Consider the following 22006-nt stretch of genomic DNA (forward strand, 5'->3'; position numbering starts at 1 on the left):
ACCTCCGTGTCCAAGAGCATCGAAGTCAACGACCTCAACGTCTACTACGGCGACTTCCTCGCCGTCGAGGGCGTCTCCCTCGACATCGAACCCCGCAGCGTCACCGCCTTCATCGGCCCGTCGGGCTGCGGCAAGTCGACCTTCCTGCGCACCCTGAACCGCATGCACGAGGTCATCCCCGGCGCTCGCGTCGAGGGCAGCGTTCTGCTCGATGGCGACAACCTGTACGGACCCGGGGTCGACCCGGTGCTCGTGCGCCGTCAGGTCGGCATGGTGTTCCAGCGGCCGAACCCGTTCCCGACCATGTCGATCCGCGAGAACGTGCTGGCCGGCGTCAAGCTCAACAACCGTCGCATCTCGAAGTCGGACGCCGACGCGCTCGTCGAGAAGTCGCTGCGCGGCGCGAACCTCTGGAACGAGGTCAAGGACCGCCTCGACAAGCCCGGCTCCGGCCTCTCGGGCGGACAGCAGCAGCGTCTGTGCATCGCTCGCGCGATCGCGGTCTCGCCCGACGTGCTGCTGATGGACGAGCCCTGCTCGGCCCTCGACCCGATCTCGACGTTCGCGATCGAGGAGCTCATCCAGGAGCTCAAGAGCGACTACACCGTCGTCATCGTCACGCACAACATGCAGCAGGCGTCGCGCGTCAGCGACAAGACCGCGTTCTTCAACATCGCCGGAACCGGCAAGCCCGGCAAGCTCATCGAGTACGACGACACGACGTCGATCTTCACCACCCCGTCCGTGCAGGCCACCGAGGACTACGTCTCCGGCCGCTTCGGGTGAGTCGAGCCCCCGGCTCGTCGTGTGCCGGGATGCAAGGGATCGTGCGCAACGCGCCGGTGCGAGGACTCCTCGCCCGGCGCGTCGCCGTTTCCGCCTTGCATCCCGGTGCGACGGGCTGCGTCGGGCGTTCGGGCGGCCGTCGTGCCCGGATGCAAGGGATCCGTGCCGACACCCCGGTGAGGATGCCGTTCGGGCGGGGTGTCGGGGCGAATCCCTTGCATCGCGGAACGGGCTCGCGCCGCACAGCGGTTCCTGCACGGAGCGGGGCGGGCCAGGCCAGTGCACAGAACGAGCGATGTGTCCCACCGGTCGGCGCCGGGTCGAGCACGGTGAGGAGATGTGCGAGTCGCGATCGGTCTTCACGACCCGGGAGCTCCGGGCCGACGGGCTGAGCCGCCGGGAGATCACCGCGGCGGTCGATTCCGGCCGGCTCAGCCGCATCCGGATCGGGATGTATGCCTCCCCTGGCGCGTGCGCCTCCGCCCGCGCGGTTGCAGCACACGGCGGCTCGATGGCGTGCGTCACGGCGGCCCGCCACCACGGCCTCTGGACCCTCGATGACGACGACGAGCCGCACGTATGGCTGAAGACCGGCCAGCGAGCCCACCACGACGGGTCGTGCGGGTGCATCGAGCACTGGGACCGAGATGCACGTGACGCGGCATCCGGTCCTCTTCCCCTCCGGCAGGTCCTGCGCCAGATCCTCGGATGCCGCGGTCCCGAGCACTTCTTCGTCACGCTCGAATCCGCGCTGCGACAGCGCCGCCTCACGAGGGACGATCTGCGGTGGCTCCGCCGGCACACCAATGGCCGCGGCCGGCAGGCGCTGCGCCTCGCTCGAACGGATGCCGACAGCGGACTCGAGTCGCTCCTGCGGTGGCGTCTACGGAAGCACGGCCTCCGGGTGAGGACGCAGGTCTCCGTCTTCGGAGTCGGCGTCGTCGACGCGCTGATCGGCGACCGGCTCATCGTCGAGCTCGACGGCAGGGCCAATCACCACGGCGAGGCGAAGCGCCACAAAGACCTCACTCGCGACGCGAACGCCGCCTCATGGGGTTACGTGACACTGCGCTTCGACTACGCGCTCGTCGTCTACGACTGGGAGCTCGTCGAGTCCGCCGTCCTCGGCGCCCTGCGCTCCCACCCGAGCCTGCAGCTCGCGGCATCCGCCTGATGCCCACTCCACACCCTCGGCCTTGACCGCCGAGACCGGGGGTCAGTCGCGCGGCGAGAGCAGGTAGGCGTTGAGCGATGCCGTGAACTCGGCGTCCATGTCGAGAGCGGCGCCGTCGAGCTCGATGATGGGAGCCGCGAGCCGGACGCTCGACACCAGCCATGCGGCATCCGCTCGTCGCAGCTCGTCGACCGGAATCGTCTCGTACGCCGTCTCGAAGCCGCGCTCCGCGAGGTGCTCGAACAGGCTCAGCTGCGTCGTGCCGTGCAGGATCCCGCCGTTGGGCGCCGGGGTGACGAATGTGTCGCCGCGCCGCAGGATGAGCGATGCCGTCGGCGCCTCGAGCACGAACCCGTCGGAGCTGAGGAAGATCGCATCGTCGGCTCCCCGCCGGTGCGCCTCGCGCAGGGCGGCCATGTTCACGGCATACGACAGGGTCTTCGCACCCAGGAGCAGCCACGGAGCCTGCGCGGGCGCGTCGATGGCGTAGCCGCGGTCGAGCGTCACGACGCGGATGCCGCTCGTGCGCGGCTCGCTGAAGTCCGCCGCGGCCGCTGCCGTCGCCCACGCCGTCGGGGTCGGTCCGTGCTCGATGCCGCGGCTGAGGATCAGCTTCACGACTCCCTCTCCCGAACCGCATTCGGATGCCGCGACAGCCACGGCCGCCCGCCACTGGGCGATGTTCGGCACCGGCAGGTCGCAGAGCTCGGCGGAGTGCGCCAGGCGCTCGAGGTGCGCCTCGACCTCCTGGGGGTGGCCGTCGACCACGCCGATGGACTCGAAGATGCCGTCGCCGCGCTGGGTGCTGAGCTCTCCCACCGTCAGCGCCGGGGCCGCGGGATCGACCGCAGTGAAGGTCGACGCGAAGTCCGACCGGGTGTCATCCGCCGCGAGCGGGTCGATCATCAGCGCGAAACGCAGTGCCATGCGCCGAGCCTACGACGCGCCCGGTGCCGGGATGCACGACATCCTGCGCGACACCCCGGTACGGATGCCGCTCCCCCGGCGCGTCGCCCACGATCCCTTGCATCGCGGCCCGCCCGCCGCCGCCCGAGAGTCCCCTCCAGTACCGGCCGACCACCGGTTTTGTCTACCCCGGGAATGCCCACGCCCGAGGCTCCGTTAGACTGTATGTGCCGGGCCGCAGTAACCCCGGGCTCCATCTTCAGCCGCTGCGAGCGGCCACGCGCCGAGAGGCGTTCTGCGGCCCGGCACTTCTCATTTCCGGCCTCTTTTCCCGGCTTTCTGTCCGGGCGCCGGCGCTGCCTCAGGTAAGAGCCTCGCGGCGCCACAGCCCCGCGCACGAGCCCAGGTCGTCGGCGTACGTGCTCAGGCGCAGGGCGCGTGCGGTCAGCGCCGACGAACGGTCGGGTTCGCTGACGTCGTGGTCGTCGGCCACCGAGGTCGCTCCGGCGGATTGCACGCGGCAGAACGACGCGGCGCGTTCGAGCGCAACCGCGAAGTCGCCGCGGAAGACGCCCCGCATGATCACGTCGATGAGGGCCACGAGCTCTTCCGGCCCCGCCGGCGTGGGGGCCCCGGCGATCACTTCGTCGGCAGAACGCAGCACGACCCGTCCGCGTTCATAGAGCAGCGCGGCGGTGCGCGGGTCGCGGTGGATCATCAGCTGCAGCAGGTAAAGCCGCCAGAGCGCGCCCGGGAGCGACTTCGCGGGCGATCGCGACCACAGCTCGGCGACGGTGTCGATGCCGTGCTCGGCGGTGAATCCGACGAGGCGGTCGACCACGGCGTCGCTCGGGTCTTCGCGCACCCGCGACAGCAGGGCACCCGCCGTCGCGTGGGCGACGCGAGACACCTCCGCCGGATCTTCACCCGCGAAGTGCCGATCGAACTCGTCGGCGGGTCGCCGAACGGGCTTGTGGTAGTCCCGGGATCCGTCCGTCATCATTCCAGGCTAAGCGAGAGCGGCAGCCCTCCGGCCCTCGCGGGCACAAGCTGGAAACGACAGAACGGCCCACTCGGGGCCGGCCGTTCCGCTGCCGGATAACGGGGTCGGGCAGTCAGGCGCTCGTCGGGATCGCGACGATCGGGTCGGTGGTGGGCAGGCCGCTCGGCGACCCGCCGCTCTGCTCGATCGTGAGGGCGATGACGTCCTCAGGCTGCATGTCACCCTCGAGAAGCATGGCGGCCGAACCGTCGCTCGATTCAAAGGCGCCCGCCGGGATCGGCGCGCTGCCGCGCACGAACCATGCCTCGTACGACTGGTCGTCGGCGATCTCGGGCAGGCCTTCGGCGACGAGAACGACGCCGTCGACGCTCGGCGACCAGTGAACAGTGGCTTCACCGCCGTCCACGAGCTGTGCGGTGCTCGACTGGGCGTCGTCGGAACGCTCGATCTGTGCGAGCACGCTCTCGGCGGACGGCGCGCGCATGCCCTGAGTCAGGGTGCCGACACCCCAGCCGATGCCGACGAGCAACGCGATCGAGGCGGTCAGTGCGAAGAGGCTGCGCGTCCAATTGCGACGCTGCACCAGCTGCACTTCCTCGGTCACGGGAGAGCCGACGGAGTAGCCGGATGCCGCGGCCCGCGGGTCGTCGTTCTGGAGCTCGTCCGCCGGGTCGGCGATGTCGTCTTCGTGGCGCGGCGCTTCGACGGGTGCGGACGTCTCGGCCCGCGGCCCGACGGCTTCGGGCGCACCGATCTGCGCGAGCAGGCTCGTTTTCAGGCCCGGCGGGGGCGTCACATCGGCGACACCTTCCGACAGCAGAGCCGCCGCTGCGGCATCCGCCTCGACCAGGGGCATCCACTCGGGGTGCGCGTCGAGGGCCTCGCGATAGGCGAGCTCGTCCTCAGGCGACAGCGCTCCGAGCGCGTACCCTGCCGAAAGCTCGGCGAATGTCTGTTCGTTCACGATGTCACCCCCATTGCACTACGGAGCTTGGTCAATCCATCACGCATCCGTGTCTTGATCGTTCCGAGCGGCGCTCCCACCAGCGCTGCGATCTCGCTTTGACTGTAACCCCCGTAGTAGGCGAGGGTGATGGCCTCTCGTTGCGCCTCGGGTAGAGAGCTGAGAGCCCGAGCGACGCGCCGTCCTTCGATGCGCAGCTCCACCTGTTCGGCGACGCCTTCGGGCTGTGTCGCCATCTCTCGGTAGCCCGCGCGTACATCGCGATCGCTGCTCGCCTGCGACGACCGGACTCGGTCTACCGCTCGGCGGTGGGCGATCGTGAGAACCCACGATCTTCCTTGCCCCTTCTTCGGAGCGAACGTCGAAGCGGATTGCCACACCTCGAGGAAGACCTCCTGGAGCACTTCCTCGCTCTGCGCGCGGTCGACCAGCACGCGCAGGATGAGTCCGAAGACCCGTCCGGACAGGGTGTCGTACAGGCTGGCGAAAGCACTGTGGTCACCGTCGGCGCAACGCTGGATCAGCTCCGCGACGTGATCCGTCGACGGCCCGTCGTCGGGCACGTCCATTCCATCTATGACCATCGCTACCAGCATGCCGCATCCTCCGACCTGTTCCCGGATGCAGCGCCGACCTGTTATCGGTTCTCTACCTGCCGCGCTTCGCGGCCAGGACCGTCACGGCGTCCGTGTCGCCCTTCTTCGGATGAGAGGAGTGCTTCGGATGCCTGAAAACTCGGTTTCGAACTTTCTTGAACTTTTTCCGATCCGATCGGTGGGGGCCTCCGAAGAACCCTCGACGCCGGGGACGGACCCACGGCGGAGAACACACGGAGGCAATCATGCTCAGCACCAAGAAGAAGTTCACTGCTGCCCTGGCCCTCGGCTTCGCCGGAGCCCTCGCTCTGTCGGCCTGCTCGTCGGGATCGGGTGACACGATGACCGAGGAGACCGAGGCCCCCTCGTCGTCGGCCGCCCCCATGGAGTCGGCATCGCCCGACGCTTCGATGGACCCGGCCGCCAACCTCGTCGGCCCCGGCTGTGCCGACTACGCCGCAGCCGTTCCGGACGGCGCCGGCTCGGTCGAAGGCATGTCGCAGGACCCGGTCGCCACGGCCGCCTCGAACAACCCGCTGCTCACGACGCTCGTCGCCGCCGTCAGCGGACAGCTCAACCCCGACGTCAACCTCGTCGACACGCTGAACGGTGACGAGTTCACCGTCTTCGCTCCCGTCGACGACGCTTTCGCGAAGATCGACCCCGCCACCATCGAGTCGCTGAAGACCGACTCGGCGACCCTCACGTCGATCCTCACCTACCACGTCGTGCCCGGCCAGATCGCGCCCGACGAGATCGACGGCACCCACACCACCGTCAACGGTGCCGACCTGACCGTCACCGGCTCGGGCGACAACATCATGGTCAACGACAGCGCCGCGGTCATCTGCGGTGGCGTCACGACGGCCAACGCCACGGTCTACCTCATCGACACGGTGCTGATGCCCCCGATGTGACCCGAACAGCCGCGGTGAGGGGTTCCCGCGGCACGGCCTCGGTATCTCCGTGGCCGAGGCGAAGCCGCCGGTGCGAGCACACCGGCGGCTTTGTCGTGCCCGGACGGATGTCGGCGGGTCGGGTGTCGGTCGGTTCGGGGCCTCCCCCGCGGCTACTAAGCTGGGAAGCTCAGGGCCTCTAGCTCAGTCGGTAGAGCATCGGACTTTTAATCCGCGGGTCGTGGGTTCGAGCCCCACGGGGCCCACTCCTCGAAGGATGGCACGGCACGCAGAACGCGGTCAGCGCATCACTCGAGCTGTGCTTGCGCGGACCACGAATTCCACCGACGGAAGCTGGACGGCCTCCGGTTCTTTGCCTTCGACCAGCGCGACCAGGGCATGCGCACATGCTCTTCCCCAGGCGATCACATCCTGACGCACCGTTGTCAGCGGCGGCACGATGTACGGCGCGAGCGGGATGTCGTCGAACCCGACGATCGACAAGTCACCGGGCACCGTCAGCCCGCGGTCGATGGCGGCCGACATCCCGGCGATGGCCATCAGATCGTTGGCGTAGACGATCGCCGTCGGAGGATCCGACAGGTCAAGTAGCTCGTGGGTCGCCGAGGCCCCCGCCGCACCGGTGAAATCGGCGCTGACAGCGGGCCCGGGCGGCAGCCCCAGGTGCGCCATCTCTTGCTCCCAGGCCTGCCGGCGGACGTGGGAGTGGATGTAGCGGTCCGGGCCGCCGACATGCGCGATCCGTCGGTGCCCGAGGGCACTCAGGTGGCGCACGGCGCGCCGCACGCCAGCGGCGTCGTCCAAGCCGATGGGCGCTATGTCGCCACTCGCGGGACCAGCTGGCCCGACCATGACGAACGGCATGCCGAGGCGCGTCAACTCATCGGGACGGGTGTCGTCCATACGCAGGTCGCCGAGGAAGACGCCATCCACCCGCGACTCGCGCGCGAAGCTGACATACGCTGCGTGCTCGGCATCTTCGCTCTCGACCACTTGGAGCATGAGCGCATAGCCGATGCCCGACAGGCCGCTCTCGACGCCAGCGATGAACTGCGGGAAGAAGGGGTCGGTGCTGAACAGCTCGGGCTCGCGGCGCACGACATAGCCCAGAGCCTGCGCACGGCTGCGAGATAGGGCACGCGCGCGCGAATCAGGGCGCCAGTCGAGATCGGCCGCGGCCTGCAGGATGCGCTGACGAGCGGTGTCGCCCACACCGCCGCGTCCATTGAAGACGAACGACACGGCGCTCTTCGATACGCCCGCGCGAGCGGCGACGTCGCCGATGGTCACCTTGCGCTCCCGATGCTCGCCGCGGGACGGGCGGGGCCGGTCCTCGGGGCTCTGCGAAGCAGCCGGGCCTGGCGGGGGCGTGGTCATCGCCCCATCATAGCGCGCGTTTTAGCGCTCTTTTAGTGCGGATCGCCGGCGTTGATCCGCGTTCTGGTGCGGCGAAGACGCGTTCACGCCCAAGAGTTGACCTACGGGAGACAAACCGGTTTACTACCATCGTCGGGATGCCTGCCGTCCACCCAAGACCGACGGCGCACGCGACTCGAGAATGAGGAGTGCCGCGATGACGCGCGTAGCAGACAGGGTCTCCGATCCGACCGGCGTCGTCTCGCCCCAGACGACCGCGACACCGCGACGGAAGCGACGAGTGCACCGCTGGCTGGGCGAGAATCCGATCGGCCTGCTCTTGAGCAGCCCCTATGTCGCCTTCGTCGTCGTCGTCTTCCTCGTGCCGTTCTGCTTCGGCATCTGGATGTCGTTCCACGAGTTCTTCTTCACCGCCCCCGGCGTCGCGGTGCCGCATCCGTTCGTCGGATTCGACAACTTCGCCACGGTGCTCGCCGACAGCCAGGTACGGCAGGCGTTCTTGAACCTGCTGATCTTCCTCGTCATCAACGTGCCGCTGACGGTCGTGCTCGGCCTGCTGCTCTCGAGCGGACTCAACGCCGTCGTGCACTGGAAGGGCTTTTTCCGCGTCGCCTACTACATCCCCTACGTCACCGCGTCGGTCGCGACGATCGCGGTGTGGATCTTCTTGTTCAACGGCAACGGCGTCGTGAACGCGCTGCTGGGCAGTCTCTCCCCCGACCCGACGTGGCTCGCGAATCCGACGATCATCATGCCGCTGATCGCGGTGTACGTGACGTGGAAGAACCTCGGCTTCTACATCCTGCTCTATCTCGCCGCACTGCAGAACGTGCCCGAAGAGCAGTACGAGGCCGCGCAGCTCGACGGTGCCGGCCGCTGGCAGCGCTTCCGCTCGGTCACCCTGCCGGGAGTGGCTCCGGTGACGTCGCTGGTCATTCTGCTGTCGATCATCACGACCGGCCAGATCTTCACCGAGCCATATCTGCTCACCGGCGGTGGGCCGAACGGCGCCTCGCTGACACCGGCTCTGCTCATGTACCAGAAGGGCATCCAGCAGGGGCAGCCCGACATCGCCGCTGCGATCGGCATGATCCTCGTCGTGGCCGTGATGCTCGTATCGCTCGTGTCGCGCCGCCTGACGGAGAGGAAGAACTGATGACCACCGAAACCCCCCTCCCCGTCGACGCACGCACAACACGCGCCCGTAGGCCCGGCGGGTCGCGTGTCCTCGCCGCGCTCCGCTTCGGCGCGCTCGGCGTCGGCGCCCTCGCCGCGCTCGTGCCCTTCTACTACATGGTCATCGGGGCGCTGCAGCGCGAACGCGACACCAGCCTGTTCGGCCTGCTCCCGCTTCCGGGCAACCTGACGCTCGAGAACTTCATCGAAGTGAACGAGTCGATCAACCTGCTGCGCTCGCTCGGCAACTCGCTGATCATGACGGCCGGTGTCGTCGGCTGCACGCTCGTGTTCGGCCTGCTCGTGGGCTACGCACTGTCGATCCTGCAGTTCCGCGGTCAGGGCCTCGTGTTCGCCCTTGTGCTGCTGGTGCAGGCGATCCCCTTCCAGCTGCTGATGATCCCGCTCTACGTCATGGTCGTGCGCTACTTCAACCTCGCCGACAACTACGTCGGCATGATCTTGCCGTTTGCGATCAACTCGGTCGCGGTTCTGATCTTCCGCCAGTACTTCCTGCAGATCCCGAAAGAGATCTTCGACGCCGCTCGCATCGATGGGGCGAGCGAGATGCGCATCCTGCGGTCGATCGCGGTGCCCCTCGTGCGCCCCGCAGTGCTGACCGCCATGCTCGTGACCTTCATCGGGCCGTGGAACGAGTTCCTCTGGCCCTTCCTGGTCACCAAGAACGCCGACCTGCAGACCCTCGCCGTGAGCCTGGCCAACTTCTCGCAGTCCAACGGCACCTTCCTCGCCAACCCGATGGGTGCCGTACTCGCCGGAGCCTGCGTACTGGCCGTGCCGGTCGTCGTGCTGTTCCTGCTCTTCCAGCGCCATTTCACCTCGGCGAACCTCGGGTCCGCCGTCAAGGGCTGACGCAGCCCGTCCCTCCGAATGAAAGACACACGATGACCACTCATTCCCCCGTGGAATCGATGACCGACGTGCCGTACGCGCTGCGCCGGATCGGCACGATCATGACCTCCGACGCGAACGATCCGTTCGAAGTCGAAGGCGTGCTCAACCCCGGCACCGCCTGGGGCCCCGATGGTGAGCTGTACCTCTACCCACGCATCGTCGCCGAGGGCAACGTGTCGCGCATCGCACGCGCACGCGTCGTAGTCGACGACGGCCAGCCGGTCGCTGTCGAGCGCCTCGGCGTCGTGCTCTCGCCCGACGAGGGATGGGAGTACGGCGCGAGCAACGCCGGTGTCGAGGACCCGCGCATCACCTTCGTGGCGCCCCTCGGTCTGCACGTGATGACCTACGTCGCCTACGGCCCGCTCGGTCCGAAGTCAGCCATGGCCGTGTCGACCGACACCGTCACGTGGCGTCGACTCGGGCCCGTGCGGTTCGCGTACCAGCCCGAACTCGACTCAGACCTGAACCTGTTCCCCAATAAGGACATCGTGTTCTTCCCGGACGCCGTTCCGGGCCCCGATGGTCGCCCGAGCCTCGCGGTGCTGCACCGCCCCATGTGGGACCTCGATTGGTTGCGCGACGGCGAAGGGGCGCGCCCTCCGGCGGGGATCGACGACGACCGCCCCTCGATCTGGATCGGCTACATCGACCTCGAGGCCGCGACACGCGACCTGTCGACGCTCACCCACATCGAGAAGTCCGAGATGATCGTCGCGCCGGAGGCCTGGTACGAGAGCGCCAAGATCGGCGCCGGCCCCTCCCCGCTCCGCGTTCCCGAAGGCTGGCTGCTGCTGCACCACGGCGTCTCGGGCGCGCAGCCGAAGGGGTTCGAGCTCGCACACGGCTCGAAGTACGCAGCGGGCGCCATCATCCTCGACGCGGCGGACCCACGCCGGATCATCGCGCGCTCGTCCGAGCCGCTGCTCGCGCCCGAGGTCGCAGAAGAGGTGTCGGGCACGCTCGGAAATGTCGTCTTCCCGACGGCCATCGAAACGATCGGCGGGCGCGACTTCGTGTTCTACGGCATGGCCGACTCGTCGATCGGCGTCGCAGAGCTGCGGCGCACCAACGACTGATCCGCAGCGCGAACCGAACCACACACGACGGAACCCCCTTCCCACCGGGAGGGGGTTCCGTCGTGTGTGTACTCAGGCACCCGCGGGTCGGACAGACGAGTGCGGCCGGTACCCCACAGGGCTCCGGCCGCACTGTCGCTCCGGTTTCAGGCGCGGTTTCGACGAGCGCCGCGCACCGCGGCGGCTCCCGCTACCAGCAGCGCCCCGGCGATGCCGATCGCCCACATGACGCCCGCGATCTGCCCGCCCGTAGCCGACAGCTCACCGTCGCGGTCCAGGTCGCCGGTGGACGGAGGGCCGGCGGGGTCGCCGCCCGAACCGCCGCCGGCGCCGCCATCCGAGCCACCGCCCGTGCCGCCATCCGAGGGCGCAGCGGCGACCGTGACCACCAGCGACGCGACATCCGTCTCGCCCTGCATCGCGACGAGCGTGTGCTCCCCCGGTGCGACATCGGCAGGCACCGCCGCCCTCAGCTCGAACGCCCCTTCGGCATCCGCGATGACTGCGCCCAGGTCGACAGGCGTCGAACGCAACTGCACCACGTACTCGGCGCCGCTTTCGAACCCGGTGCCGACGACGCTGATCGGCGACCCGGCCCGCACCTCGCCCGACACCGACAGCGTCGGCGTCGCGGGTGCTTCATCGACGAGCAGCCCATCGATCGCCGCGCGGAGCGCCGCGGCTCGAGCATCCGCCGTCTCCTGCGAGACGCCCGCGGGCGCCCGAAGCAGCTCCTTCGCGGCCTCGAGGGCCGGAAGCAGCGGTTGCCAGCTTTCGGCGGTGTACCGCGTGCTGTCGAGGGCGTTCGCCTGCTCGACCAGCCTCTGCAACTCCGCGGTCGAGATGGCGATGCTTACGCTCGACCACACCGGCTCGTCGCCGTTGGCGTGCAGCAGCAGCACCGACGTCGACCCCGACCGGCCCGTTGTCAGGTCGAACTCGATCCGGCCGTCGGCCGCCACGCGGGCGTCACCGTCGACTGTCGCGACCGCAGCGTCGAGCGGGTACGCCGAGAACGTGTCATCGCCGTCGAGCGGGGTGATGGATGCCGCGACCACCGCGGTGCTGTCCGCCTCGACGGTCACCGACTCGGTCAGCGACGCGAAGTTGTACCCGCCGTACAGCTCGAGCTCGAAGATCGACATGCCGTAACGAGTGACGGGCAGCCCCTCAACACGCACGTAGCGCACTTCGGTGTCGGCGAAATCGACGACGTTGCGCAGCTCGGCCGATGTCTTCTGCACCCGCGCGAGCTCGCTCCACGTCGCGCCGTCGATCGATCCCTGCACACGGTAGTCGTTCGACGTCGCCGCCTCCCACGTGATGACCGCCTGGTTGACCGTGCGCTCAGCGCCCAGGTCGACCTGCAGCCAGCGCGGAGTCGTATACGGCGCGTTCTGCCGCAGCGACGCCCACCGGGTCGTCGTGTTGCCGTCGGTCGCGTACTGAGCGGCGAGGGCATCGCTGAACTGCGAGTCGGCTGTCGTGTCCTTGCCGAGGGCGAGATTCTCGCGCCCTGCGGGCGCTGCGTTCGCCGAGACGATCAGGTCATCGGGGAACACCTCGAACTCCCACAGCGAAACGCCGTATTGCGAGGCACTGCGCGCCGACGCCTGCATCCGGACGTACCGGGCGTCTGCGTCGATCTCGAGCACGTCGACGCCCCCGTCGCTGCCGGCTTCCGGGGTGGTGTAGACATCACGCCACGACGCGGCGTCATCGGAGACCTGGATGCGGTAGCGGGTCGCGTACGACGCCTCCCACCAGAGCCGCACCGCTCCGATCGGCTGCACCGACCCCAGGTCGACCTGCGTCCATGCGGTGTCCGACAGGTTCGAGCTCCACCGGGTGGCCATGTTGCCGTCGGTGATGCTCCCGATCGCGCTGCCTCCCGACGCGGTCACCGACCGGCCGAGGGCGATGTTGCGCGTCGAGCTGACCTCGAACTCTGCGACGCCGTACGACCCGTCGCCGACGCTTTCGAGCATCAGCAGGCGCACGTATGTGGCCGCCTGCGGCGCGAACTCGACCGCATCCGTACCACCGTCGCCGTCCTGCACGACCCGCTGATCGACCCAGGTGCGGCCGTCGAGAGATGTCTGCAGCAGGTAGCGCTCGGCCGCGGCATCCTCCCACTCGATCGTGACCCCTGTGACGAATGACCCGACCCCGACATCGGCGGTGAGCCACTGCACACCGGCCTCGCTCGATCGCCACGCCGTGCCGGCGTCACCATCGCCCGCGAACGCGGCGTCGGACCCGGCCGCCGTGCTGCTGGCGCTGAATGGCGACGCAGCGCCGCCCTCGGAATTGGTCAGCGGCGCGGTCACCGTCTGCCCCAGATAGGCGCCCGAACCGAGCGCGAACGTGCCGCGCTGGCTCGTCTCTGCGCCGATGAGGTCCACCCGCACCAGGAGCGCCGGCTTGTCAGGGTTGGCGAGGCTGACGACCGGAGAGTCGCCCGACTCGTCGAGGATGACGATCGCGGGCTGGTCGACGCGCAGCACGCGTCCGTCGCCGAGATCGAGGTCACCGGCTTCGTAGAACGTGGCCATCGTGCGCTCGAGCCCTGCGTGGCGCACCGCCTGCACCGACGCGTCATTGCGCAGCGTCTCGACTGCGGGGGCGGCGGCATACGCGGCGACCTCGCCGGGGCCGGCCGCCGGCAGGACCGTGTACTCGTAGCTCGCATCCGTCGGCCGCACGCCGTGATCGAAGTAGAGCGTGAATGCGTCTCGCTCGACGACGTCTTCACCCACCCAGCTGCCGCTCTGCAGCTGGCGTGAGACACGCAGCGAGCCGTCGTCCGGCACGACGTAGCCGACCTGGTCGTTGTAGGCCCAGCGGGCGCCGTCGAGCGGCTGGTCGGCCGTGCCGGCCTCGATCGCCTCGCCGCCTACCGAGGCGTTCGGCTTCGCGGACGCCTGGTTCACGACCGTGTGCACGGCGCCGTCCGACGTCGACCGGATGCCGGCGCCCAGGGCAACCATCTCGTCGTCGAAGTAGTAGTAGCTCTTGCTCGCCTTCGACGACGAGCGATCGAGCGTGTACACGCTCGCACCGTACGTGCCGTCGGAGACACCGCCGGTGAAGCTGCCGCCGTTGCCGACGCGCCCGTTCGTGCCGCGCGTCTGTTCCTTGACGTAGGGAGCGGTAACTCCCGGGTAATGGAACCAGTCGAAGGCGGGCCCGAGCTCGAGGTACTCGCGACCGGTCACCTGGATCGCGGTCGCGCCGGCGGAGTTCCAGTACACCTCGTTGCCGACTGCGGGACGGAACGTCGACCGGTACTCGGCTCCGACCGTGCGGCTGGAGTTCAGACGGGTGAAGATGCCGTAGTCATCGCGCAGCTGCGACGAGAACTCCGAGCGCCAGAAGTACTTGTTTCCGGTTACTCCGTTCCCGACCGCCTGCCCGCGGATATTGGCCGCGAGATCGCGGTACGCGGTGGCGTACAGGGCGTCGGTGCGCACCATCTGATCGAGCGGCTCGAGGAACTCGGCGGCGTAGCCGGTGACGCCGTCGACCGTCTTGGGCGGACGGTAGCCGAGATACAGCATCCCGACCTCGCCGCGGATCATCCATCGAGTGCCGTTGATGATGTAGAACGCGATCGTGTCGAGCTGTTCCCGGGTGAAGCCGAGGCTCGTCCCGCGTGCGGCATCCGCCCAGATCGCGACGTTGGTGAAGAGGGCCATGCCGTAGCCCTCGCTGTACAGCTGGGCCTCGTGTGCCCAGAAGCTCGCATCGGGCTGCACCGCTTCGTTGACGTCACCGGACTCGTCGACTTCGACCGTCTCGACCATCGTGGCGAACCCGGCGGTGATGTCCTCGAAGTTGCGGGTCGACACCGCCTCGAAGAGGTAGTTGGTCGTGCGCCACGCACCGTTCGCGCCGACGGGGTCGAGCTTGCCGGTGTTGTGCTCCTGCGCCGCGTCGAACGCCTCGCCCGACAGCTCATCACCCACGAAGACTGCTATGCGGCCCATCACCATCGACTCGCCGATCTCGGTCTCCCACCAGTTCTGGTTGCCGGGGTCGACCCGATCCCAGTGCACGAGGGCGCGATCGAGAGCTGCTATCAGTTCAGGGTCCTCGAACCCGGGGGCATCGGGCGACCGGTAGGCCTGCGCCATCGCGAGCATGCGGTACAGGGCGATGTAGGCGGACCACGTCGAGCCGTTCGCGGAACTCGTGCGGTCGGCGTAGTTCACGTCCGCCCACGAACCGTCCTCGTTCTGCGAGGCGGCGTACTCCTGGGCCTCCGACGCGCGCGCGAGGAAGATGCCGTTGGCGATGATGATGTCATCGCCCTGCCCCAGGTAGTAGTCCTGCAGGCGGCTGACGATCGTGTCGACGTCGTCGTCGAGGGTGGCAGCAGCCGCCGGCGGAGCGATGAGGGCGCCGGCGCCGAGCACCAGGGCGGTGATGGTCGCGGCGAGCGCGGTAAGGGATCTCAAGACGGCTCCTTCGGCCTGACGGGCGCAGTGGAGCGTCGGTACGCAGCACTGCGGAGATGGGGATGATGCAGGACGGCACGAACACCGTCGACGGAACGGAAAGGCCGGGCGGAGGACACCCTCCGCCCGGCCCGGGAATCAGCCCTGCGAGGCGAGCTGGTCGATCGTGTCGGCTGCGCTCTGCATGGTCTCGTCGAGATCGGCGCTGCCGGTCTGCACCGCTGCGCCCCAGGCATCGCGGAAGGTCTGCCAGATCTCCGACGCGTTCGCGATGTTCGGCACGTCGACCGTCAGCGGCACCTCTTCGGCGAAGGTGGCGAGCAGCGGGTCACCGGCGAGATAGTCGGCGGCGACCTCGGTCAGGTCGGTGCGGATCGGGAACTGCCCCGTCGTCTCGAGCAGCGCCAGGTCGTTGTCTGCGTTCATCGAGAACTGGGTGAAGTCCCACGCGGTCTGCTTGTTCTCGCACGAGGAGTAGATGCCCACGTTCTTCGAGTCGCCGAACGTGTACGTCTCCTCGAGCGGAATGCCGTCGGCCGTGGGCAGCGGCACCACTCCGAACTCGACCTTGCCCTCGAACTGCGCGGCGCCCCAGGGCCCCGCGATACCCATCGCGGCGACGCCGTCGGCGAACGGGCCGGCCCAGGCGTCGCCGGAGTAGGCCTCGGCCGACGAGTAGCCCTCGGCATAGAGCGTCTTCCAGAACTCGAGCGTCTCGAGTCCCTCCGGGCTCGTGAACGTTGCTGCTCCGTCAGCTACGAGCTGCTCACCGCCCGAGTTGGCCAGGAAGAAGGGGTAGAAGTCGAACAGGGCGTTCGTGTAGTCACCGGATGCCGGCGGGTACAGCGCGAAGTCCGCCGAACCCGCGGTCTTGATCGCCGCCGCGGCGGCCAGCACGTCGTCGTACGTCGACAGGCTGGGGTTCTCGGCATCCAATCCGGCCTGGGCGAAGGCCGTCTTGTTGTAGTAGAGCATGAACGGATTCGCCTTCCAGGGCACCTGGTACAGGTCACCGTCGGGCGAACGGAATCCGTCTGCGGCATCGCCCGAACGCTCGGTGATGAATGACTCACCGTCGTCGAACGTCTTCGAGATGTTGACCAGACCGCCCTGCTTCTGGAACGCGGGTACCGCAGCGGGCGCCGTGTTGTAGACGAGGCACGGCGTGTTGCCCGCGGTGATGGCGGCCGCGATCGCGTCTTCGGAAGACTTGCCCGAGGGGATGGCCTCGGCGGTCACCTGCGCGTCGGGGTTCTCGGCGTTCCACGCGTCGACGACGGCCTCAGCCCACGCGATCTCCTGCTCGTTGGTCGAGTACCAGATCTTGATCGGGCCTTCGGTCAGCTCAGAGCCTGAGCCGGGACCGGTTCCGCCACCTGCACAGGCGGTGAGCGGCAGGGCGACGGCGACGAGTGCGGCGGCCGCGACAACGGAACGCTTCATTGCGCGCTAACTCCTTCGTATGGCGCTGCCCGCGTCAGCGACGGAACTTCACTGTGATGCGGCTCCCGATGCGGTCATCGGCGACGACTTCGGCACGCCGGAACGAGTTCGAAGTCGCGTCCTGCCACGATTCACGCGTGCGGGCCGCGTTCGTCGTGACGGTGGATGCTGCACTCCTAGTAAACCGGTTTGGTCGGGGACATGTCAAGGCGCAATACACCTTCTCGCACGGCAACTAAAACGGTCTATCCCGACCATGCCGGCGCACCCGCAGCACAGGTTCCCCCCGGTCGATTCGCCAGGATCTGCGCATGCCGGAGGCCCAGGATCCACCGTTCGTGGCGACTCGACGATCGGGGCACCCCGCAACCCCCTTTCGACCGCATCCGCTCCCCCGTAGCGTCGGCCGCATCCCCACGACGATGCGAACCATACGGAGGACGCGATGACCGATGTATCGAACCAGGGCCCGGCTGAGGGCGACGACCGTCCCGAGCTGACGACCCGACAGGGACACCCCGTCTACGACAACCAGAATCAGCGGACGGTCGGAGCTCGCGGGCCGGCGACGCTGGAGAACTACCACTTCCTCGAGAAGATCAGCCACTTCGACCGCGAGCGCATCCCCGAGCGGGTCGTGCACGCGCGCGGCTTCGTCGCTTTCGGCTACTTCGAGGCGACCGGGATGTGGGGCGACGAGCCCATCTCGCAGTTCACGCGCGCGAAGCTCTTCCAGGAGCCGGGCAAGCGCACCGACCTCGCCGTCCGGTTCTCGACCGTCATCGGCGGACGCGATTCGTCGGAGGCGGCGCGCGACCCGCGCGGCTTCGCCGTGAAGTTCTACACCGAAGACGGCAACTGGGATCTCGTCGGCAATAACCTCGGTGTCTTCTTCATCCGTGACGCGATCAAGTTCCCCGACGTCATCCACTCGCTCAAGCCCGACCCGATCACTTTCCGGCAGGAGCCGGCGCGCATCTTCGACTTCATGTCGCAGACGCCCGAGTCGATGCACATGCTCGTGAACCTCTTCAGTCCCCGCGGCATCCCGGCGAACTATCGCACCCAGCAGGGTTTCGGGGTCAACACCTACAAATGGGTCAATGAGCACGGCGAGACGAAGCTGGTCAAGTACCACTGGATCCCCTCCGTCGGCGTCAGCTCGATGACCGAAGCGGATGCCGCCGCCGTGCAAGCCGGTGATCTCGGTCACGCATCCCGCGATATGTACGAGGCGATCGAGCGCGGCGAGTATCCCGAATGGGAGCTCCAGGTGCAGATGATGGACGACCACGACCACCCCGAGCTCGATTTCGACCCGCTCGACGACACGAAGGTGTGGCCCGAGAACGAGTTCCCGCCGCGTGTCGTCGGCAAGATGGTGCTCAATCGGAACGTGTCGAACTTCTTCGCCGAGAACGAGCAGATCTCGTTCGGCACCGGCGTCCTCGTCGACGGCCTCGACTTCTCCGACGACAAGATGCTGGTAGGGCGCACCTTCTCGTACTCCGACACTCAGCGCTACCGCGTCGGTCCGAATTACCTGCAGCTGCCGGTCAATTCCCCGAAGAACGCCTCGGTGGCGACGAACCTCCGCGATGGACAGATGGCGTACCACGTCGACAACGGCGGTGAGAATCCCCACGTCAACTACGAGCCGTCCATCACCGGCGGGCTCCGCGAAGCCCAGTACCCGACCCACGACGAGCAGGGGCCGGAGATCGTGGGGCGGCTGACGCGCAAGCGGATCCCCCGGACGAACGACTACACGCAGGCCGGACAGCGGTACCTGCTGATGGAGGACTGGGAGCGCGATGACCTCGTGGCGAACTTCGTCGACCTGATCGGACAGGCCGCTCGCCCCGTCCAAGAGCGGATGCTCTGGCACTTCTACATGGTGGAGGACGACCTCGGCCGTCGCGTCGGCGAGGGCTTGGGAATCACGCTGGAGGAAATCAAGGACCTGCCGCCTCTGCAGTCGCAAACGCTCAGCGAGGACGAGCTCGAGCGACTGCGCAATCTCGGGCACAACGGCTCTCGCGACGTGGCGGGTCTTCAGATGACTCATTGCGTTCCCAATGCGCGCGCACAGGTGGCCTGAGCATCAGATAGCCACGACACGAAATACTGCGGTCACGTGGTGATGCAGAACGCCGTCAAACCGTTAATATGTCAGCCATGGCCCGCAAACAAATCACCCAGCTCATCGACGATCTCGACGGAACCGTTCTCGAGAGCGGCGAAGGAAAGCAGATCACCTTCTCCATCGAGGGACGCGCTTACGAGATCGACCTCTCCGACGATAACGCCGAGAAGTTCTACAAGGCGCTGGCACCGTTCGTGGATGTCGCTCGCTCGATCCGCGCGAACACGCCTTCGCGTTCGCGCTCCTCGCGCGCGAACAAGAGCGACCTCGATCTGACGGCCGTCCGTGAATGGGCGCGTTCGAACGGTCACACCGTCAACGAGCGCGGCCGTGTTCCGGCAGCCGTGATCGAGGCGTACCGCGCCGCGAACTGACCCCATTCCATCGCAGAAATGGCTCAGGCACCTCCAGGCCTGAGCCATTTCTCGTTCTCCTCGATGGACGGAGGATCCCATGACCGAACCGCCATCAGGCGATAGCGATAGCGATAGCGCGAGCAAGAGCGGCGGCGTGAACGGGGTCGCGATCGGGATCGCGCTCGGCCTTCCGCTCGGCAGCGCCATCGGCATGCTCGCGTTCGACGACATCGCGCTCGGCGGCGCAATCGGCCTCTCCCTCGGGATCGTGTTGGGCGTCGCGGCCGACGCGCGCCGCCGCGATCAGTCGGATGATGCCGATGCCGGCGGCTGAACCCGCAGGTCACGGCCCCGCGCGGAATCCCGGATGCGGTCACGCGGATGAGGCGACGTCCTGCGCGGAGCTGATCAATCGCGGGACGCCCGTGAACCCCGCCGCCGTCGGATGCCGAAAACCAGCGCCACCACCCAGTAGAGCGCGAGTAATGGCGAGATGACGGCGAGCACGATGCGGATGACGTCGCCGCCGTTGAGCGCCCAGGGAATCCAGATGGCCGACATCCCGACCCAGACGACCGCCTGCATGACGATGACGCCGAACGGGGTCGCGGCGGAGGCCGTTCCGATTCGCTGCCACAGACTCTGCACCCAGCGAACCTAACAGCCGATCAGCCCCGGTCGTGAAGCGTGACGTGGTACCCGTCGGGGTCGGCGAAGGTGAAGGTCAGCCCGAACGGTCCGTCGACAGGCTCAGACACGATTCGGTGCCCGGCAGCGAGCAGTTCATCGTGGATATCCTGCACACCGGTCGCATGAAGCCACAGCGCGACGCCCTGGCCGGGCTGCTCGAGCGCGTCGAAGTCGACGCCGGGCATCGGGTCCCGCAGGGCGAACGCGATCGGCGTGGTGGAGAAGACGACGGCATGCGGCGGCCCCTGCGGCGATTGCTCGAGCCCGAGGAACCGCTCGTAGAACGCGTGGGCGGCCGCGAGATCGCGCACTTGGAGGGAGATGAAGTCGGGTCCGGTGACAGGCATGAGCAGATTCCTTTCGCATGTCAGTTATCTGACACGTCCCACTATGTCAGAATACTGACATGAGTCAAGACCGCGACGGAATCGACCTCGAGACGTCGATGGGGTACCTCGTGAAGGAGGTATCGAGCGCCCTTCGATCGGCGATGGAAGACGTGCTGCGCCCGCTCGGCATGAACATCACCCACTACTCGTGCTTGGAGCTGCTCGCACAGCGCCCCGGACTGTCGAACTCCGAGCTCGCTCGGGGCACGTTCGTCACGCGACAGAGCATGAACGTCCTGCTGCAGACACTGGAACGAAACGGCGAAGTCACGCGTGCGAACACGCCTGCAGCCGGCAAGGCACTGCCGACGGAGCTCACCGCGCGCGGGCGTGAACGACTGGCGACGGCGACGGCGGCGGTACGCGGAGTGGAACTGCGGATGCTGGCAGGGATCGATGACACCGACAGGCTGACGACGTTCCGGGCGCTGCGGCGTATGGCGCGGTCTCTGCGGCAGCCCGGCGCCGTCGGCGACGAACCAGCGGCGGACCCGGCGTCTCATGCACCCTCTCTAGGCTGAGGTCGTGCCCGGCTTCTTCACACTCCTCTTCGCGGCGCTCGGCATCCTCCTCGCCGCCCGCGACCCCCGTCGAATGCTGCCCGGCGTCCTGCTGACGCTTGCAGCGAGTGCGCTCGTGGCCGAGGTGGTGATCTTCATCCTCGGCGTCGGGCTGGTGGTGGCGACACTGACCGTTCCCGGGAACAGCGTCGTCTCGCTCGTGCTGATCTTCAGCATCCCCCTGCTCGCAGCGGTGGGACTCGGCGTCGCGCTGCTCGCCAACGGCGTGGTGATGATCCAGCGCGAAGGACGGTCGCTGGCGAACCGCCTCTCGCTCCTGGCCGGAGTCGGCGTCTTGGCCATCCTCGCGCTCGGCATCGTCGCCGTCACGGCGGGATGGTTCGAGCTCGCCGTCATCCTTCTGCTGCTCGCCGCTCCGATCGGCTACGTCGGCATGGGCTTCGTCGCCTACCTCTGCTGGTCGGCGGTGTACGCGCGCATCGCACGACGCGCGCCCGCGCCGGCGGCGATCGTCACGCTCGGCTCGGGCCTGCGCCGAGACGGGAGCGTCCCGCCGCTGCTCGCCCAGCGCGTAGCGCTCGGCGTGGCGACGCTGCAGCGCTCCCCCGGCGCGATGCTCGTCGTCTCGGGCGGTCAGGGCGCAGACGAGCCACGGAGCGAGGCGGCCGCGATGGCGGAGTACGCCGCAGAGCTCGGCGCCCCCGCGGAACGCCTGCTCGTCGAGAACGCATCCCGCACCACCGAGGAGAACCTCACGCTGACCCGCGCGATCCTCGCAGAACGTGACGTCACCGGCCCGGTGCTCGCCGTGACGAGCGACTATCACGCGTTCCGCGCCGCGACGCTGCTGCGCACCCTCGGCATGCGGGGCCACGCGATCGGCGCCCGCACCGCCCGCTACTACCGGCCGAGCGCGCTCCTGCGCGAGTACCTCGCCCTGCTTCGCGACCACCTCGTGCTCAACGCCATCGCACTCGGCGTCCTGATGTTGCCGCTCATCGCGTTCGTTGCGATGTCGCTGATCACTCTCTTCGCGGATTGAACGTCATTCCGCGGGGGTAGGCGAGATCCATCGACAGGCTCACGACACGAGCCCTGCCTCGGGCGA

Annotated in this window: 20 protein-coding genes and 1 tRNA gene; 12 read left to right on the forward strand and 9 right to left on the reverse strand. The window is 68.0% G+C overall.

Annotation, left to right across the window (positions count from 1 at the left end; genetic code table 11):
* The first annotated feature begins 6 nt into the window (after window positions 1–6).
* Together pstB and DO944_RS10585 are read left to right on the forward strand one after the other, a co-directional pair.
* The gene (pstB, locus tag DO944_RS10580; protein ID WP_112617144.1) at window positions 7–786 is read left to right on the forward strand and encodes a phosphate ABC transporter ATP-binding protein PstB; all 780 of its coding nucleotides are present in this window, start codon (window positions 7–9) and stop codon (window positions 784–786) included.
* A 337-nt stretch (window positions 787–1123) separates the two neighbouring features.
* Entirely contained in the window at window positions 1124–1960 is an 837-nt protein-coding gene (locus tag DO944_RS10585; RefSeq protein ID WP_112617552.1) for a type IV toxin-antitoxin system AbiEi family antitoxin domain-containing protein, read from the forward strand.
* A 42-nt stretch (window positions 1961–2002) separates the two neighbouring features.
* Here DO944_RS10585 and DO944_RS10590 read toward each other — a convergent pair whose 3' ends face one another.
* From DO944_RS10590 to sigK, 4 genes are all read right to left on the reverse strand, one after another.
* A complete protein-coding gene (locus tag DO944_RS10590; protein WP_112617145.1) occupies window positions 2003–2887 on the reverse strand; it encodes an aminodeoxychorismate lyase in 885 nt (294 codons plus the stop codon).
* A gap of 340 nt (window positions 2888–3227) precedes the next feature.
* Window positions 3228–3866, reverse strand: a complete 639-nt coding sequence (locus tag DO944_RS10595) for a hypothetical protein (protein WP_036306059.1) — start codon at window positions 3864–3866, stop codon at window positions 3228–3230.
* 115 nt (window positions 3867–3981) lie between these two features.
* Window positions 3982–4833, reverse strand: a complete 852-nt coding sequence (locus tag DO944_RS10600; protein ID WP_112617146.1) for an anti-sigma factor domain-containing protein — start codon at window positions 4831–4833, stop codon at window positions 3982–3984.
* Window positions 4830–5429, reverse strand: a complete 600-nt coding sequence (gene sigK, locus DO944_RS10605) for an ECF RNA polymerase sigma factor SigK (protein WP_181574216.1) — start codon at window positions 5427–5429, stop codon at window positions 4830–4832. The genes DO944_RS10600 and sigK overlap by 4 nt, the downstream gene beginning before the upstream one ends.
* A 245-nt stretch (window positions 5430–5674) precedes the next feature.
* On the opposite strand from sigK, the gene DO944_RS10610 reads away from it, so the two are divergent.
* The gene (locus tag DO944_RS10610) at window positions 5675–6346 is read left to right on the forward strand and encodes a fasciclin domain-containing protein (protein ID WP_112617147.1); all 672 of its coding nucleotides are present in this window, start codon (window positions 5675–5677) and stop codon (window positions 6344–6346) included.
* A gap of 172 nt (window positions 6347–6518) precedes the next feature.
* Window positions 6519–6591 (forward strand) — tRNA-Lys (locus DO944_RS10615).
* 34 nt (window positions 6592–6625) lie between these two features.
* Here DO944_RS10615 and DO944_RS10620 read toward each other — a convergent pair.
* Window positions 6626–7636: a LacI family DNA-binding transcriptional regulator gene (locus tag DO944_RS10620; protein ID WP_220118331.1), complete on the reverse strand. Its 1011-nt coding sequence runs from the start codon at window positions 7634–7636 to the stop codon at window positions 6626–6628.
* Between the two features lie 283 nt (window positions 7637–7919).
* On the opposite strand from DO944_RS10620, the gene DO944_RS10625 reads away from it, so the two are divergent.
* The 3 genes from DO944_RS10625 to DO944_RS10635 are packed head-to-tail and all read left to right on the forward strand — an operon-like array spanning window position 7920 to window position 10893.
* Window positions 7920–8879, forward strand: coding sequence for a carbohydrate ABC transporter permease (locus DO944_RS10625; protein ID WP_112617149.1), 960 nt, complete (start codon window positions 7920–7922; stop codon window positions 8877–8879).
* Window positions 8879–9772: a carbohydrate ABC transporter permease gene (locus DO944_RS10630; protein WP_112617150.1), complete on the forward strand. Its 894-nt coding sequence runs from the start codon at window positions 8879–8881 to the stop codon at window positions 9770–9772. The genes DO944_RS10625 and DO944_RS10630 overlap by 1 nt, the downstream gene beginning before the upstream one ends.
* 32 nt (window positions 9773–9804) lie before the next feature.
* The gene (locus DO944_RS10635; protein WP_220118333.1) at window positions 9805–10893 is read left to right on the forward strand and encodes a glycosidase; all 1089 of its coding nucleotides are present in this window, start codon (window positions 9805–9807) and stop codon (window positions 10891–10893) included.
* Window positions 10894–11039: 146 nt separating this feature from the next.
* Here the strand turns inward: DO944_RS10635 and DO944_RS10640 are convergent, their stop codons facing one another.
* Both DO944_RS10640 and DO944_RS10645 read right to left on the reverse strand, forming a co-directional pair.
* Complete coding sequence (locus DO944_RS10640) at window positions 11040–15353, reverse strand: discoidin domain-containing protein (RefSeq protein ID WP_112617151.1); 4314 nt, start codon at window positions 15351–15353, stop codon at window positions 11040–11042.
* Window positions 15354–15491: 138 nt separating this feature from the next.
* The gene (locus DO944_RS10645; RefSeq protein WP_112617152.1) at window positions 15492–16796 is read right to left on the reverse strand and encodes a sugar ABC transporter substrate-binding protein; all 1305 of its coding nucleotides are present in this window, start codon (window positions 16794–16796) and stop codon (window positions 15492–15494) included.
* 445 nt (window positions 16797–17241) lie between these two features.
* On the opposite strand from DO944_RS10645, the gene DO944_RS10650 reads away from it, so the two are divergent.
* The 3 genes from DO944_RS10650 (at window position 17242) to DO944_RS10660 (ending at window position 19632) form a co-directional block, all read left to right on the forward strand.
* Window positions 17242–18897, forward strand: coding sequence for a catalase (locus tag DO944_RS10650; protein ID WP_112617153.1), 1656 nt, complete (start codon window positions 17242–17244; stop codon window positions 18895–18897).
* Between the two features lie 77 nt (window positions 18898–18974).
* The gene (locus DO944_RS10655) at window positions 18975–19316 is read left to right on the forward strand and encodes an Lsr2 family protein (protein WP_036305878.1); all 342 of its coding nucleotides are present in this window, start codon (window positions 18975–18977) and stop codon (window positions 19314–19316) included.
* 79 nt (window positions 19317–19395) lie between these two features.
* Window positions 19396–19632, forward strand: coding sequence for a hypothetical protein (locus tag DO944_RS10660; protein ID WP_112617154.1), 237 nt, complete (start codon window positions 19396–19398; stop codon window positions 19630–19632).
* A 74-nt stretch (window positions 19633–19706) separates the two neighbouring features.
* Here DO944_RS10660 and DO944_RS10665 read toward each other — a convergent pair whose 3' ends face one another.
* Window positions 19707–19946, reverse strand: coding sequence for a hypothetical protein (locus DO944_RS10665; RefSeq protein WP_112617155.1), 240 nt, complete (start codon window positions 19944–19946; stop codon window positions 19707–19709).
* A 20-nt stretch (window positions 19947–19966) separates the two neighbouring features.
* The gene (locus tag DO944_RS10670) at window positions 19967–20335 is read right to left on the reverse strand and encodes a VOC family protein (RefSeq protein ID WP_112617156.1); all 369 of its coding nucleotides are present in this window, start codon (window positions 20333–20335) and stop codon (window positions 19967–19969) included.
* 59 nt (window positions 20336–20394) lie between these two features.
* Here DO944_RS10670 and DO944_RS10675 point away from each other — a divergent pair, with 59 nt between their 5' ends.
* Together DO944_RS10675 and DO944_RS10680 are read left to right on the forward strand one after the other, a co-directional pair.
* Entirely contained in the window at window positions 20395–20898 is a 504-nt protein-coding gene (locus DO944_RS10675) for a MarR family winged helix-turn-helix transcriptional regulator (protein ID WP_112617157.1), read from the forward strand.
* Between the two features lie 4 nt (window positions 20899–20902).
* Window positions 20903–21940 (forward strand): YdcF family protein, encoded by a 1038-nt coding sequence (locus DO944_RS10680; RefSeq protein WP_112617158.1) that lies wholly within the window; start codon window positions 20903–20905, stop codon window positions 21938–21940.
* Window positions 21941–22006: the final 66 nt, after the last annotated feature.

Source organism: Microbacterium sp. SMR1 (genome assembly GCF_003289625.1).
GTDB lineage: Bacteria > Actinomycetota > Actinomycetes > Actinomycetales > Microbacteriaceae > Microbacterium > Microbacterium plantarum.

Excerpts from the sequence above, each read along its gene's own strand:
- DO944_RS10585 (WP_112617552.1), top strand. The coding sequence starts at position 1,124 with ATGTGCGAGTCGCGATCGGTCTTCACGACCCGGGAGCTCCGGGCCGAC.
- DO944_RS10590 (WP_112617145.1), bottom strand. The coding sequence starts at position 2,887 with ATGGCACTGCGTTTCGCGCTGATGATCGACCCGCTCGCGGCGGATGAC.
- DO944_RS10595 (WP_036306059.1), bottom strand. The coding sequence starts at position 3,866 with ATGACGGACGGATCCCGGGACTACCACAAGCCCGTTCGGCGACCCGCC.
- sigK (WP_181574216.1), bottom strand. The coding sequence starts at position 5,429 with ATGCTGGTAGCGATGGTCATAGATGGAATGGACGTGCCCGACGACGGG.
- DO944_RS10610 (WP_112617147.1), top strand. The coding sequence starts at position 5,675 with ATGCTCAGCACCAAGAAGAAGTTCACTGCTGCCCTGGCCCTCGGCTTC.
- DO944_RS10625 (WP_112617149.1), top strand. The coding sequence starts at position 7,920 with ATGACGCGCGTAGCAGACAGGGTCTCCGATCCGACCGGCGTCGTCTCG.
- DO944_RS10630 (WP_112617150.1), top strand. The coding sequence starts at position 8,879 with ATGACCACCGAAACCCCCCTCCCCGTCGACGCACGCACAACACGCGCC.
- DO944_RS10635 (WP_220118333.1), top strand. The coding sequence starts at position 9,805 with ATGACCACTCATTCCCCCGTGGAATCGATGACCGACGTGCCGTACGCG.
- DO944_RS10645 (WP_112617152.1), bottom strand. The coding sequence starts at position 16,796 with ATGAAGCGTTCCGTTGTCGCGGCCGCCGCACTCGTCGCCGTCGCCCTG.
- DO944_RS10650 (WP_112617153.1), top strand. The coding sequence starts at position 17,242 with ATGACCGATGTATCGAACCAGGGCCCGGCTGAGGGCGACGACCGTCCC.
- DO944_RS10655 (WP_036305878.1), top strand. The coding sequence starts at position 18,975 with ATGGCCCGCAAACAAATCACCCAGCTCATCGACGATCTCGACGGAACC.
- DO944_RS10660 (WP_112617154.1), top strand. The coding sequence starts at position 19,396 with ATGACCGAACCGCCATCAGGCGATAGCGATAGCGATAGCGCGAGCAAG.
- DO944_RS10670 (WP_112617156.1), bottom strand. The coding sequence starts at position 20,335 with ATGCCTGTCACCGGACCCGACTTCATCTCCCTCCAAGTGCGCGATCTC.
- DO944_RS10675 (WP_112617157.1), top strand. The coding sequence starts at position 20,395 with ATGAGTCAAGACCGCGACGGAATCGACCTCGAGACGTCGATGGGGTAC.